Origin of the sequence: Flavobacterium davisii, assembly GCF_019565505.1 — a bacterium.
GTDB lineage: Bacteria > Bacteroidota > Bacteroidia > Flavobacteriales > Flavobacteriaceae > Flavobacterium > Flavobacterium davisii.
Map to the genome: position 1 here is coordinate 3,072,501 of NZ_CP067378.1, position 14,107 is coordinate 3,086,607.

The window sequence follows — 14,107 nt, forward strand, 5'->3', positions numbered from 1 at the left end:
GGACGTTTTTCAAGGTGCTGCATGGTTGTCGTCAGCTCGTGCCGTGAGGTGTCAGGTTAAGTCCTATAACGAGCGCAACCCCTGTTGTTAGTTGCCATCGAGTAAGGTCGGGAACTCTAACAAGACTGCCGGTGCAAACCGTGAGGAAGGTGGGGATGACGTCAAATCATCACGGCCCTTACGCCTTGGGCTACACACGTGCTACAATGGACGGTACAGAGAGCAGCCACTACGCAAGTAGGCGCGAATCTAAAAAAACCGTTCTCAGTTCGGATCGGAGTCTGCAACTCGACTCCGTGAAGCTGGATTCGCTAGTAATCGCAGATCAGCCATGCTGCGGTGAATACGTTCCCGGGCCTTGTACACACCGCCCGTCAAGCCATGGAAGCTGGGGGTACCTGAAGTCGGTGACCGCAAGGAGCTGCCTAGGGTAAAACTGGTAACTAGGGCTAAGTCGTAACAAGGTAGCCGTACCGGAAGGTGCGGCTGGAACACCTCCTTTCTAGAGACAAAAAAAAGGATGTGATTTAAAATTAAATTTAAATTAAAATCTTACTCTCGCTGTTAATTCAAAAAAAAGAAAAGGCTTAAAATACAGAGTCTCGTAGCTCAGCTGGTTAGAGTACTACACTGATAATGTAGGGGTCGGCAGTTCGAGTCTGCCCGGGACTACTATTTAAAGTTATAAAAAGGAAATTCTAGAAGCGAATTTTGAATTATAAATTTTAAATGATGAATTTGAAAAATAATTCAAAAAAATAATTCAACATTCAAAATAGACAATGGGGGATTAGCTCAGCTGGCTAGAGCGCCTGCCTTGCACGCAGGAGGTCATCGGTTCGACTCCGATATTCTCCACAACAGCCCCTCCTAACCTTCCCAAAGGGGAGGAACACAGAGCAATCGGCTCTCCCCCTTCGGGGGAGCTGGAGGGGGCTCAAAGTTCATTGACATATTGAGATAAACATACAAACAAGTAGAAAGAACATCTTTAGTGATTAGTAAAAAAGCAATAGGCACTAGTGGCTTATGGCTATTGACTAATGGCTAAAAGAATAAAGAAAACAATAAGCAAAATAAGGGCGTATGGGGAATGCCTAGGCTCTCAGAGGCGAAGAAGGACGTGATAAGCTGCGAAAAGCTGCGGGGATCGGCACATACGAATTGATCCGCAGATATCCCAATGGGGCAACCCACTATGTTGAAGACATAGTATCCGATAGGAGGCGAACCCGCTGAACTGAAACATCTAAGTAGGCGGAGGAGAAGAAAACAAAAGTGATTGCGTAAGTAGTGGCGAGCGAAAGCGCATTAGCCCAAACCGTTGTTGTTACGGCAATAACGGGGTTGTAGGACCACAATATTTCTTGTAAACTGAATTAGAATAACTCGGAAAGGTTAACCCAAGAGGGTGATAGTCCCGTATAAGTAAAGAATATAAAGAATAGTGTTATCCTGAGTAGGGCGGGGCACGTGAAACCCTGTCTGAATCTGGCGGGACCATCCGCTAAGGCTAAATACTCCTGAGAGACCGATAGTGAACCAGTACCGTGAGGGAAAGGTGAAAAGAACCGTGAATAACGGAGTGAAATAGAACCTGAAACCATACGCCTACAAGCGGTCGGAGCAGCATAATCTGTGACGGCGTGCCTTTTGCATAATGAGCCTACGAGTTACCGTTGCTGGCAAGGTTAAGTGATTAAGTCACGGATCCGTAGCGAAAGCGAGTCTGAATAGGGCGCTTAAGTCAGTAGTGGTAGACGCGAAACCGTGTGATCTACCCATGGACAGGATGAAGCTTTGTTAACCCAAAGTGGAGGTCCGAACCCGTTGACGTTGAAAAGTCTTGGGATGATCTGTGGGTAGGGGTGAAAGGCCAATCAAACTCGGAAATAGCTCGTACTCCCCGAAATGCATTTAGGTGCAGCGCTCAAGTTAAGTTATATAGAGGTAGAGCTACTGATTGGATGCGGGGGCTTCACCGCCTACCAATTCCTGACAAACTCCGAATGCTATATAATATATTGAGCAGTGAGGGCTTGGGTGCTAAGGTCCAAGTCCGAGAGGGAAAGAACCCAGACCATCAGCTAAGGTCCCCAAATGTATGCTAAGTTGAACAAACGCGGTTTGATTGCATCGACAGCTAGGATGTTGGCTTGGAAGCAGCCATTCATTTAAAGAGTGCGTAACAGCTCACTAGTCGAGCGATCGAGCATGGATAATAATCGGGCATAAGTATACTACCGAAGCTATGGATTTGTACTAAGTACAAGTGGTAGGGGAGCATTCTAACATCGCCGAAGGTATCTTGTGAGAGGTGCTGGAGAGGTTAGAAAAGAAAATGTAGGCATAAGTAACGATAAGGGGTGCGAGAAACACCCCCGCCGAAAAACTAAGGTTTCCGCAGCTATGCTAATCAGCTGCGGGTTAGTCGGGTCCTAAGGCAAATCCGAAAGGAGTAGTCGATGGCCAACGGGTTAATATTCCCGTACTAGTTATAATTGTGATGGAGTGACGCAGTGGTGAAAGTACCGCGAACTGACGGAATAGTTCGTTAAAGCACTTAGCTAAAGGCCCGGTAGGCAAATCCGCTGGGACTGGTGAAATGCGATAGTACTCGGATTCTTCGGATGAAGGGATAGTGTACCTAAAGGCTGCCAAGAAAACCTTCTAAACATAGATTATAAGTACCCGTACCGTAAACCGACACAGGTAGTTGAGGAGAGTATCCTAAGGCGCTCGAGAGATTCATGGCTAAGGAATTAGGCAAAATAGACCTGTAACTTCGGGAGAAAGGTCGCCAGCGCAAGCTGGCCGCAGTGAAAAGGTCCAGGCGACTGTTTATCAAAAACACAGGGCTCTGCAAAATCGTAAGATGACGTATAGGGCCTGACACCTGCCCGGTGCTGGAAGGTTAAGAGGAGATGTTATCTTCGGAGAAGCATTGAATTGAAGCCCCAGTAAACGGCGGCCGTAACTATAACGGTCCTAAGGTAGCGAAATTCCTTGTCGGGTAAGTTCCGACCTGCACGAATGGTGTAACGATCTGGACACTGTCTCAGCCATGAGCTCGGTGAAATTGTAGTATCGGTGAAGATGCCGATTACCCGCAGTGGGACGAAAAGACCCTGTGCACCTTTACTATAGCTTAGTATTGGTCTTGGATAAGTGATGTGTAGGATAGGTGGGAGACTGTGAAATGGCGTCGCTAGGCGTTGTGGAGTCATTGTTGAAATACCACCCTTTGCTTATCTGAGGTCTAACTCCTAAAAAAGGAGGACATTGCTTGGTGGGTAGTTTGACTGGGGTGGTCGCCTCCAAAAGAGTAACGGAGGCTTCTAAAGGTTCCCTCAGCACGCTTGGTAACCGTGCGTAGAGTGCAATGGCAAAAGGGAGCTTGACTGAGAGACATACAGGTCGATCAGGTACGAAAGTAGAGCATAGTGATCCGGTGGTTCCGCATGGAAGGGCCATCGCTCAAAGGATAAAAGGTACGCCGGGGATAACAGGCTGATCTCCCCCAAGAGCTCACATCGACGGGGGGTTTGGCACCTCGATGTCGGCTCGTCACATCCTCGGGGCTGGAGAAGGTCCCAAGGGTTGGGCTGTTCGCCCATTAAAGTGGCACGCGAGCTGGGTTCAGAACGTCGTGAGACAGTTCGGTCTCTATCTACTGTGGGCGTTAGAAATTTGAGTGGATCTGACTCTAGTACGAGAGGACCGAGTTGGACCAACCGCTGGTGTATCTGTTGTTCCGCCGGGAGCACCGCAGAGTAGCTACGTTGGGAAGGGATAAGCGCTGAAAGCATATAAGCGCGAAACCCACCACAAGATGAGATTTCTTTTAAGGGTCGTGGAAGATGACCACGTTGATAGGCTATAGATGTAAAGGCAGTAATGTCAGAGTCAAGTAGTACTAATAACCCGTAAGCTTATTGTAGCCCCACCCAACCTCCCCAAAGGGGAGGAGTCAGGGTGGGGCGTAAAATTCTTTCTTTACCTAAAAAGGATTATAAACAAATTTGAATATTTATCTCAATATGTTAAAATATTAGCCATTAGGCAAAAGGCATAAGCCAAGAGTTTAATGGAAAAGCACAAACTAGTGGCTTATGGCTATTAGCTAATGCCTTTAAAACCTTAAGGTGGTTATTGCGGCGGGGCTCACCTCTTCCCATTTCGAACAGAGAAGTTAAGCCCGCCAGCGTCGATGGTACTGCATATTGTGGGAGAGTAGATCGCTGCCTTTCTTTATTCCAAAATAGTTGGAATCGACATAAAATTCCCCTGTAGATCAGGGGATTTTTTATCCTCGCAAAGTACAAAAGTTCCTAAATAGATTGAAAACCAAGAATTTTAAAATTTTAAAAAAAAAAATAAGAAAACCCTTGGAAATACTAAAAGAAACACTATCTTTGCACCCGCTAAGACGCTAAGTCAAAAGCGAAAAATAAGAATAAAAAGTTCATAGACATATTGGATTGACAGCACGTTTTAATAGAGATATTAAAACAATAAAATTTAAGAGAGTAAGAAAACTAGCATTCTTTGTCCACAATATTTAACCTTAGGGTTACAAAAGATATACGATGAAGAGTTTGATCCTGGCTCAGGATGAACGCTAGCGGCAGGCTTAACACATGCAAGTCGAGGGGTAGAAGGAGCTTGCTCCTTTGAGACCGGCGCACGGGTGCGTAACGCGTATGTAATCTACCTTGTACAGGGGGATAGCCCAGAGAAATTTGGATTAATACCCCATAGTATTATGATGTGGCCTCACATTATGATTAAAGTTCCAACGGTACAAGATGAGCATGCGTCCCATTAGCTAGATGGTAAGGTAACGGCTTACCATGGCCACGATGGGTAGGGGTCCTGAGAGGGAGATCCCCCACACTGGTACTGAGACACGGACCAGACTCCTACGGGAGGCAGCAGTGAGGAATATTGGGCAATGGTCGCAAGACTGACCCAGCCATGCCGCGTGCAGGATGACGCATCTATGGTGTGTAAACTGCTTTTGTACAGGAAGAAACACTCCCTTGCGAGGGAGCTTGACGGTACTGTAAGAATAAGGATCGGCTAACTCCGTGCCAGCAGCCGCGGTAATACGGAGGATCCAAGCGTTATCCGGAATCATTGGGTTTAAAGGGTCCGTAGGCGGTTTTATAAGTCAGTGGTGAAATCTGGTCGCTCAACGATCAAACGGCCATTGATACTGTAAGACTTGAATTACTTGGAAGTAACTAGAATATGTAGTGTAGCGGTGAAATGCTTAGAGATTACATGGAATACCAATTGCGAAGGCAGGTTACTACGAGTATATTGACGCTGATGGACGAAAGCGTGGGGAGCGAACAGGATTAGATACCCGGTAGTCCACGCCGTAAACGATGGATACTAGCTGTTTGGGGCAACCTGAGTGGCTAAGCGAAAGTGATAAGTATCCCACCGGGAGTACGCTCGCAAGAGTGAAACTCAAAGGAATTGACGGGGGCCCGCACAAGCGGAGGAGCATGTGGTTTAATTCGATGATACGCGAGGAACCTTACCAAGGCTTAAATGGGAAACGACAGATTTGGAAACAGATCTTTCTTCGGACGTTTTTCAAGGTGCTGCATGGTTGTCGTCAGCTCGTGCCGTGAGGTGTCAGGTTAAGTCCTATAACGAGCGCAACCCCTGTTGTTAGTTGCCATCGAGTAAGGTCGGGAACTCTAACAAGACTGCCGGTGCAAACCGTGAGGAAGGTGGGGATGACGTCAAATCATCACGGCCCTTACGCCTTGGGCTACACACGTGCTACAATGGACGGTACAGAGAGCAGCCACTACGCAAGTAGGCGCGAATCTAAAAAAACCGTTCTCAGTTCGGATCGGAGTCTGCAACTCGACTCCGTGAAGCTGGATTCGCTAGTAATCGCAGATCAGCCATGCTGCGGTGAATACGTTCCCGGGCCTTGTACACACCGCCCGTCAAGCCATGGAAGCTGGGGGTACCTGAAGTCGGTGACCGCAAGGAGCTGCCTAGGGTAAAACTGGTAACTAGGGCTAAGTCGTAACAAGGTAGCCGTACCGGAAGGTGCGGCTGGAACACCTCCTTTCTAGAGACAAAAAAAAGGATGTGATTTAAAATTAAATTTAAATTAAAATCTTACTCTCGCTGTTAATTCAAAAAAAAGAAAAGGCTTAAAATACAGAGTCTCGTAGCTCAGCTGGTTAGAGTACTACACTGATAATGTAGGGGTCGGCAGTTCGAGTCTGCCCGGGACTACTATTTAAAGTTATAAAAAGGAAATTCTAGAAGCGAATTTTGAATTATAAATTTTAAATGATGAATTTGAAAAATAATTCAAAAAAATAATTCAACATTCAAAATAGACAATGGGGGATTAGCTCAGCTGGCTAGAGCGCCTGCCTTGCACGCAGGAGGTCATCGGTTCGACTCCGATATTCTCCACAACAGCCCCTCCTAACCTTCCCAAAGGGGAGGAACACAGAGCAATCGGCTCTCCCCCTTCGGGGGAGCTGGAGGGGGCTCAAAGTTCATTGACATATTGAGATAAACATACAAACAAGTAGAAAGAACATCTTTAGTGATTAGTAAAAAAGCAATAGGCACTAGTGGCTTATGGCTATTGACTAATGGCTAAAAGAATAAAGAAAACAATAAGCAAAATAAGGGCGTATGGGGAATGCCTAGGCTCTCAGAGGCGAAGAAGGACGTGATAAGCTGCGAAAAGCTGCGGGGATCGGCACATACGAATTGATCCGCAGATATCCCAATGGGGCAACCCACTATGTTGAAGACATAGTATCCGATAGGAGGCGAACCCGCTGAACTGAAACATCTAAGTAGGCGGAGGAGAAGAAAACAAAAGTGATTGCGTAAGTAGTGGCGAGCGAAAGCGCATTAGCCCAAACCGTTGTTGTTACGGCAATAACGGGGTTGTAGGACCACAATATTTCTTGTAAACTGAATTAGAATAACCTTGGAAAGGTTAACCCAAGAGGGTGATAGTCCCGTATAAGTAAAGAATATAAAGAATAGTGTTATCCTGAGTAGGGCGGGGCACGTGAAACCCTGTCTGAATCTGGCGGGACCATCCGCTAAGGCTAAATACTCCTGAGAGACCGATAGTGAACCAGTACCGTGAGGGAAAGGTGAAAAGAACCGTGAATAACGGAGTGAAATAGAACCTGAAACCATACGCCTACAAGCGGTCGGAGCAGCATAATCTGTGACGGCGTGCCTTTTGCATAATGAGCCTACGAGTTACCGTTGCTGGCAAGGTTAAGTGATTAAGTCACGGATCCGTAGCGAAAGCGAGTCTGAATAGGGCGCTTAAGTCAGTAGTGGTAGACGCGAAACCGTGTGATCTACCCATGGACAGGATGAAGCTTTGTTAACCCAAAGTGGAGGTCCGAACCCGTTGACGTTGAAAAGTCTTGGGATGATCTGTGGGTAGGGGTGAAAGGCCAATCAAACTCGGAAATAGCTCGTACTCCCCGAAATGCATTTAGGTGCAGCGCTCAAGTTAAGTTATATAGAGGTAGAGCTACTGATTGGATGCGGGGGCTTCACCGCCTACCAATTCCTGACAAACTCCGAATGCTATATAATATATTGAGCAGTGAGGGCTTGGGTGCTAAGGTCCAAGTCCGAGAGGGAAAGAACCCAGACCATCAGCTAAGGTCCCCAAATGTATGCTAAGTTGAACAAACGCGGTTTGATTGCATCGACAGCTAGGATGTTGGCTTGGAAGCAGCCATTCATTTAAAGAGTGCGTAACAGCTCACTAGTCGAGCGATCGAGCATGGATAATAATCGGGCATAAGTATACTACCGAAGCTATGGATTTGTACTAAGTACAAGTGGTAGGGGAGCATTCTAACATCGCCGAAGGTATCTTGTGAGAGGTGCTGGAGAGGTTAGAAAAGAAAATGTAGGCATAAGTAACGATAAGGGGTGCGAGAAACACCCCCGCCGAAAAACTAAGGTTTCCGCAGCTATGCTAATCAGCTGCGGGTTAGTCGGGTCCTAAGGCAAATCCGAAAGGAGTAGTCGATGGCCAACGGGTTAATATTCCCGTACTAGTTATAATTGTGATGGAGTGACGCAGTGGTGAAAGTACCGCGAACTGACGGAATAGTTCGTTAAAGCACTTAGCTAAAGGCCCGGTAGGCAAATCCGCTGGGACTGGTGAAATGCGATAGTACTCGGATTCTTCGGATGAAGGGATAGTGTACCTAAAGGCTGCCAAGAAAACCTTCTAAACATAGATTATAAGTACCCGTACCGTAAACCGACACAGGTAGTTGAGGAGAGTATCCTAAGGCGCTCGAGAGATTCATGGCTAAGGAATTAGGCAAAATAGACCTGTAACTTCGGGAGAAAGGTCGCCAGCGCAAGCTGGCCGCAGTGAAAAGGTCCGGGCGACTGTTTATCAAAAACACAGGGCTCTGCAAAATCGTAAGATGACGTATAGGGCCTGACACCTGCCCGGTGCTGGAAGGTTAAGAGGAGATGTTATCTTCGGAGAAGCATTGAATTGAAGCCCCAGTAAACGGCGGCCGTAACTATAACGGTCCTAAGGTAGCGAAATTCCTTGTCGGGTAAGTTCCGACCTGCACGAATGGTGTAACGATCTGGACACTGTCTCAGCCATGAGCTCGGTGAAATTGTAGTATCGGTGAAGATGCCGATTACCCGCAGTGGGACGAAAAGACCCTGTGCACCTTTACTATAGCTTAGTATTGGTCTTGGATAAGTGATGTGTAGGATAGGTGGGAGACTGTGAAATGGCGTCGCTAGGCGTTGTGGAGTCATTGTTGAAATACCACCCTTTGCTTATCTGAGGTCTAACTCCTAAAAAAGGAGGACATTGCTTGGTGGGTAGTTTGACTGGGGTGGTCGCCTCCAAAAGAGTAACGGAGGCTTCTAAAGGTTCCCTCAGCACGCTTGGTAACCGTGCGTAGAGTGCAATGGCAAAAGGGAGCTTGACTGAGAGACATACAGGTCGATCAGGTACGAAAGTAGAGCATAGTGATCCGGTGGTTCCGCATGGAAGGGCCATCGCTCAAAGGATAAAAGGTACGCCGGGGATAACAGGCTGATCTCCCCCAAGAGCTCACATCGACGGGGGGTTTGGCACCTCGATGTCGGCTCGTCACATCCTGGGGCTGGAGAAGGTCCCAAGGGTTGGGCTGTTCGCCCATTAAAGTGGCACGCGAGCTGGGTTCAGAACGTCGTGAGACAGTTCGGTCTCTATCTACTGTGGGCGTTAGAAATTTGAGTGGATCTGACTCTAGTACGAGAGGACCGAGTTGGACCAACCGCTGGTGTATCTGTTGTTCCGCCGGGAGCACCGCAGAGTAGCTACGTTGGGAAGGGATAAGCGCTGAAAGCATATAAGCGCGAAACCCACCACAAGATGAGATTTCTTTTAAGGGTCGTGGAAGATGACCACGTTGATAGGCTATAGATGTAAAGGCAGTAATGTCAGAGTCAAGTAGTACTAATAACCCGTAAGCTTATTGTAGCCCCACCCAACCTCCCCAAAGGGGAGGAGCCGAGGTGGGGCGTAAAATTCTTTCTAAATTGAATATTTATCTCAATATGTTAAAATATTAGCCATTAGGCAAAAGGCATAAGCCAAGAGTTTAATGGAAAAGCACAAACTAGTGGCTTATGGCTATTAGCTAATGCCTTTAAAACCTTAAGGTGGTTATTGCGGCGGGGCTCACCTCTTCCCATTTCGAACAGAGAAGTTAAGCCCGCCAGCGTCGATGGTACTGCATATTGTGGGAGAGTAGATCGCTGCCTTTCTTTAAAACCCTTCATCTATACGATGAGGGGTTTTTGTTTTATAGAAATTGCTAATGGAATACCGCAATCACCGCGTGAGCGGGCGTAGCAAGCTACCGTGGAATCAAGAACAAAAGTTGGGGATTAAGTAATACTATTTAAATTTTGAATTTACTGGGATATTACTTACCTTTAGGCATGCCAAAGAAAATCCAAATAGCAATAAAAGAAGATGTTGATTTTTTAGATAAATTACTAGTAAAGACATCTGGATCTTTGAAAAAAGACAGAATAAAGACTTTGATTCTAATTAAGAAAGGAAAATATGTTTTTTATAGTTCCATTGCTAAAAAATTAGGGAGAACCGAGAAGACTGTACGAGGTTGGGCACAGGAGTATCTGAAAAGCGGTATTTCTGAAATGTTAAGTGTTAGAAGTGGAGGAAATAATACAAAGAAAATATCTGAGAAAATGGCCAATGCTATTGAGCAGAAATTGAATGATCCAAAAACAACAATAACATCGTATGTTGAATTGTTGAAGATTCTCGAAAAAGAGCTTAACGAATCGGTTAATTATGGTGCTTTATATGCTCATTGCAAACGCAAGCATCAATCAAAATTGAAAGTTGCAAGAAAATCCCACTATAAAAAGGATGAAAACGCAGAGGCGTTTTTTAAAAAAACCTTGAAAACAAATTTGAAGAGTGTAGAATTATTCTTAATAAAAATAACTTTGAATCTGTAAACCTCTATTTTCAGGATGAAAGTCGTTTCGGTTTGATTACAAAACAGAAAAGAGTTATTACCGCAAAAGGAATAAAAGCCATCGGTACTTATAAACATAGCTATCTTTATAATTGGCTCTGGGGAAGTTTTTCCCCATAACAGGTGAGAGTTTTTGTATGACAATACAAAGTGTTTGCAAAGAATTATTTGTAAAATATCTGGAAGATTTCAGCAATCACAAGCCAACAGAGTTAAAGATTATGATAATTGATAATGCCGCATTTCATTCCACAAAGGATGTGATAATTCCTGACAATATATTTCTTTTGCCAATTCCACCATATTGCCCAGAACTTAACCCTGCTGAGAAAATGTGGCAATGGATGAAAGATAAAATTGCAATGAAAATTTATGATACTTTAGACGACTTAAACCAAAAAATGGAAGAATTGATTAAAATATCTGATGATAAAACAATTAAATCAATAACAGACTATCCGTTTTACATGAATGCTTTTTACAGTGTTTTCAAAGTTTAAACGATATAAAAAGGGGGACAGAGACATTTTCAGGGAATTTGATTTCTTTTTCTTTGGTCTGAATCAAGGCTGTAACTTTTTTAAATATTCAAGTTCACAGCGTAAGGCTTCATTTTCTAAAAGAAGTGCTTCTTCTCTTGTTAACGGTTTGTCTGTTTTTCTTTGTTTTCTTTTAAAATTTATAACGATTGGTCTGCTTTTGGTTTTAAGCCTGTTAAACTTTCTTCAATATAACGAATGTGCCAGTGTCTTATAATGGTACTTGACGGAATATTGAACAACAAGTAAGCTTTACTCAAAGATAACGCCTTGTTTTTAATAGTTTTCAGAACTTTTAATTTAAATTCTGCGTTATAATTTTTTATTTTTCTGTGTTGGTAAAATACCTTCATTGCCAAATTCTTGATAGCGACTAATCCAATCTTTAAGACTGGTTTTTCCCATGTCATTTTCTTTGGCTACAATAGTTATTGCTTGATATTTTTTTAAACTTCTTTTACATAGTGAAGTTTGGCTCATAATCATATTTGACTTTTCTTTCCATAAAAAAAAATACCCCCAAATAATATCTAACTTTTTGGGGGCAGTGCATTTTGGATAGTCTCTTTTAATTATATAATTGAGTTTTATTACTCTTGCATGGTATGAAATACATTCATCACGTCATCATCTTCTTCTATTTTTTCAAGTAATTTTTCAATATCCGCTATTTGTTCTGGTGTTAATTCTTTAGTTACTTGTGGAATTCTTTCGAATCCAGAAGATAAGACTTCTATGCCTCTGTTTTCTAATTCTTTTTGTATGGCTCCAAAGCTTTCAAAAGGTGCATACATGACTATTCCGTCTTCATCGGCAAATATTTCTTCTACACCAAAGTCGATCATTTCTAATTCTAATTCTTCTACATCTTGTCCTTCGGAAGGGATTCTAAAGTTGCAGGTATGGTCAAACATGAATTCGACTGATCCTTGTGTTCCTAGGGTTCCATTGCATTTGTTGAAATAACTTCTGATATTAGCTACTGTTCTGTTATTGTTGTCTGTTGCGGTTTCTATTAATATAGCTATTCCGTGTGGTGCATAGCCTTCAAATAGTACTTCTTTATAATTAGCTGTATCTTTGTCGCTTGCTTTTTTTATGGCGCGCTCTACATTGTCTTTAGGCATGTTAGCGGCTTTAGCATTTTGTATAACAGCTCTTAGTCGAGAGTTGGTTTCAGGATTTGGACCACCTTCTTTTACGGCCATTACAATGTCTTTACCAATTTTTGTAAACGTTTTGGCCATTGCAGACCAACGTTTCATTTTTCGTGCTTTTCTAAATTCAAACGCTCTTCCCATTTCTATTTATATTGGACTATGTGAATGTTTATTGATTTTTTATTGTTACAAAAATAGTATATGTATAATTAAAAAAAAATAGTTGATAGATGTATTCTTTTGTTTATTCGTCTATTAATTCTTCTTCATCGTATTCATCATCTTCTTCTTGCTCAAACTCAAAAAAAGTAAAAACTGATCCTCCGTAGGTTTTTTCGAATGAAAAATTTTCTTTATTTGATAGTTTAGTATGTTTTGAATGTTCTATGATAAGCATTCCGTCTGTATCAAGTAGATTGTTTTCAAAAATGAGATCTAATATTTTTTCAAAGTTTTTTTGATCTAAATCGTAAGGAGGATCGGCAAAAATAATGTCGTAATTGTTTTTGTTTTTTTCTAAGAATTTGAAGACATCACTTTTTATTGGGGTAATATTCATATCAAATTCTTTAGCTGTTTTTTTTATATAATTTATACAACCAAAGTCTCCGTCTACACTGATAATGTTTTCTGCTCCTCTAGATGAAAATTCGTAACTTATATTACCAGTTCCGCTGAATAGATCTAATACGCGTAAGCCATTAAAATTAAAGTAGTTATTTAATATGTTGAAGAGAGATTCTTTAGCCATATCTGTTGTAGGTCTTACGGGTAGATTTTTAGGTGCAATTAAGCGTCTACCTTTGTATTTTCCTGAAATTATTCGCATGCGTGTATTAAAATAAAATTTTTTAAATAGTTGTCTTCGGATATTGATTGGTCTAATTGTAAGTTTTCGGTATACAGACTTACATTTCGGATGTATTTATATGCTATTTCAAATAATTCGTTGTTTTTTGTGATTTTTCCAAGTAGTTTAACGATAACAGATTCTGGGTTTAATTTTAATTGTTCGGCTGTGAATAATAGGTGATATATAAAGTCTTCTGTTTTGTTATATTCGAATGAATTGTAGAGTAATAATTTTTGATTTTTTACAATTATAATTTGAAATTGTTTTTCTTGGATGTGAACGAAAATTTGAGGTTCTCCTACATTTTTGCTGATTTCTAAAATTTTTTTGACGAGTATGGTAGAAGTATGTTTGTAATGAAATTGACCATATAGTTGGGCTAGTGCATTATTAAGTTTTATAAAAGGAATGTATATATTGTTCATATCATTACCTATTACTTCGTCATAGGTTACAAAATCATTTGGAGATACTTTTATATTGTATTGTAAATAAGATTTTAGATATTGTTCGTTAAAAAGTGTTTGCGGAACGAAACTATTTAATCCGTTGTCATGCAATATTAGAACATCGTCAAAACCTGTTTGTAAAATAGTACTTTGACGTATTAGATCTAAAATTTCTTCTTCTGTTTCTTTTAATGTATTATTTGGAGTTAAAATATAATCACCAAAAATTTCTATTTTAGATTCTAAAGTATCGTATAAACAAAATAGTACCTCATGTAATGAAATTTGAAGTATTAATTTTTTATATTTTTTGTTAAGTATTGTATTAGTTGATGTTTGCATTCTTATCTATACCCTTAATAGAGACAAAACTACGATTTTTTTGTTAAAGAAACGTTTTTGAAGACATTAGATTGTTAATATTTTGGAGCTCATTTATAAATATTTTTTTAACATACTGAGTTGATTTGTGCTTTATGGATATAATTTCTTTGTTGATATGTTTTATATTTGACCTCTTTTAAAAAGATTAACT

Annotated in this window: 6 protein-coding genes, 4 tRNA genes and 6 rRNA genes (1 of these 16 running past the window's edge); 12 read left to right on the forward strand and 4 right to left on the reverse strand. The window is 42.0% G+C overall.

The window, feature by feature from the left end:
- The 12 genes from JJC05_RS14550 to JJC05_RS14605 all read left to right on the forward strand — a co-directional run.
- Nucleotides 1-502: ribosomal RNA gene (locus tag JJC05_RS14550) — 16S ribosomal RNA — on the forward strand (it extends 1,013 nt beyond the left edge of the window).
- A 96-nt stretch (nucleotides 503-598) separates the two neighbouring features.
- Nucleotides 599-672 (forward strand) — tRNA-Ile (locus JJC05_RS14555).
- A 112-nt stretch (nucleotides 673-784) separates the two neighbouring features.
- Nucleotides 785-858, forward strand: a tRNA-Ala gene (locus tag JJC05_RS14560).
- 207 nt (nucleotides 859-1,065) lie between these two features.
- Nucleotides 1,066-3,940: ribosomal RNA gene (locus tag JJC05_RS14565) — 23S ribosomal RNA — on the forward strand.
- A 201-nt stretch (nucleotides 3,941-4,141) separates the two neighbouring features.
- Nucleotides 4,142-4,250: ribosomal RNA gene (gene rrf, locus JJC05_RS14570) — 5S ribosomal RNA — on the forward strand.
- A gap of 336 nt (nucleotides 4,251-4,586) precedes the next feature.
- Nucleotides 4,587-6,100, forward strand: a 16S ribosomal RNA gene (locus JJC05_RS14575).
- A 96-nt stretch (nucleotides 6,101-6,196) separates the two neighbouring features.
- Nucleotides 6,197-6,270, forward strand: a tRNA-Ile gene (locus JJC05_RS14580).
- A gap of 112 nt (nucleotides 6,271-6,382) precedes the next feature.
- Nucleotides 6,383-6,456, forward strand: a tRNA-Ala gene (locus JJC05_RS14585).
- Nucleotides 6,457-6,663: 207 nt separating this feature from the next.
- Nucleotides 6,664-9,538: ribosomal RNA gene (locus tag JJC05_RS14590) — 23S ribosomal RNA — on the forward strand.
- Nucleotides 9,539-9,716: 178 nt separating this feature from the next.
- Nucleotides 9,717-9,825: ribosomal RNA gene (rrf, locus tag JJC05_RS14595) — 5S ribosomal RNA — on the forward strand.
- Together the 16S, 23S and 5S rRNA genes with 4 tRNA genes alongside form the textbook arrangement of a ribosomal RNA operon.
- Before the next feature lie 144 nt (nucleotides 9,826-9,969).
- Complete coding sequence (locus tag JJC05_RS14600; RefSeq protein ID WP_258929279.1) at nucleotides 9,970-10,551, forward strand: helix-turn-helix domain-containing protein; 582 nt, start codon at nucleotides 9,970-9,972, stop codon at nucleotides 10,549-10,551.
- A gap of 112 nt (nucleotides 10,552-10,663) precedes the next feature.
- Nucleotides 10,664-11,071, forward strand: coding sequence for a transposase (locus tag JJC05_RS14605; protein WP_258929281.1), 408 nt, complete (start codon nucleotides 10,664-10,666; stop codon nucleotides 11,069-11,071).
- A 351-nt stretch (nucleotides 11,072-11,422) separates the two neighbouring features.
- On the opposite strand, the gene JJC05_RS14610 is transcribed toward JJC05_RS14605, so the two are convergent.
- The 4 genes from JJC05_RS14610 to JJC05_RS14625 all read right to left on the reverse strand — a co-directional run bounded on the left by JJC05_RS14610 (nucleotide 11,423) and on the right by JJC05_RS14625 (nucleotide 13,914).
- The gene (locus tag JJC05_RS14610; protein ID WP_165764922.1) at nucleotides 11,423-11,590 is read right to left on the reverse strand and encodes a helix-turn-helix domain-containing protein; all 168 of its coding nucleotides are present in this window, start codon (nucleotides 11,588-11,590) and stop codon (nucleotides 11,423-11,425) included.
- 110 nt (nucleotides 11,591-11,700) lie between these two features.
- Nucleotides 11,701-12,411: a YebC/PmpR family DNA-binding transcriptional regulator gene (locus JJC05_RS14615; RefSeq protein WP_088394381.1), complete on the reverse strand. Its 711-nt coding sequence runs from the start codon at nucleotides 12,409-12,411 to the stop codon at nucleotides 11,701-11,703.
- A gap of 103 nt (nucleotides 12,412-12,514) precedes the next feature.
- The gene (gene rsmD, locus JJC05_RS14620; RefSeq protein ID WP_088394383.1) at nucleotides 12,515-13,099 is read right to left on the reverse strand and encodes a 16S rRNA (guanine(966)-N(2))-methyltransferase RsmD; all 585 of its coding nucleotides are present in this window, start codon (nucleotides 13,097-13,099) and stop codon (nucleotides 12,515-12,517) included.
- Nucleotides 13,090-13,914, reverse strand: coding sequence for a DUF3822 family protein (locus JJC05_RS14625; RefSeq protein WP_088394385.1), 825 nt, complete (start codon nucleotides 13,912-13,914; stop codon nucleotides 13,090-13,092). Before JJC05_RS14625 ends, rsmD begins: the two co-directional genes overlap by 10 nt.
- Between the last annotated feature and the right edge of the window lie 193 nt (nucleotides 13,915-14,107).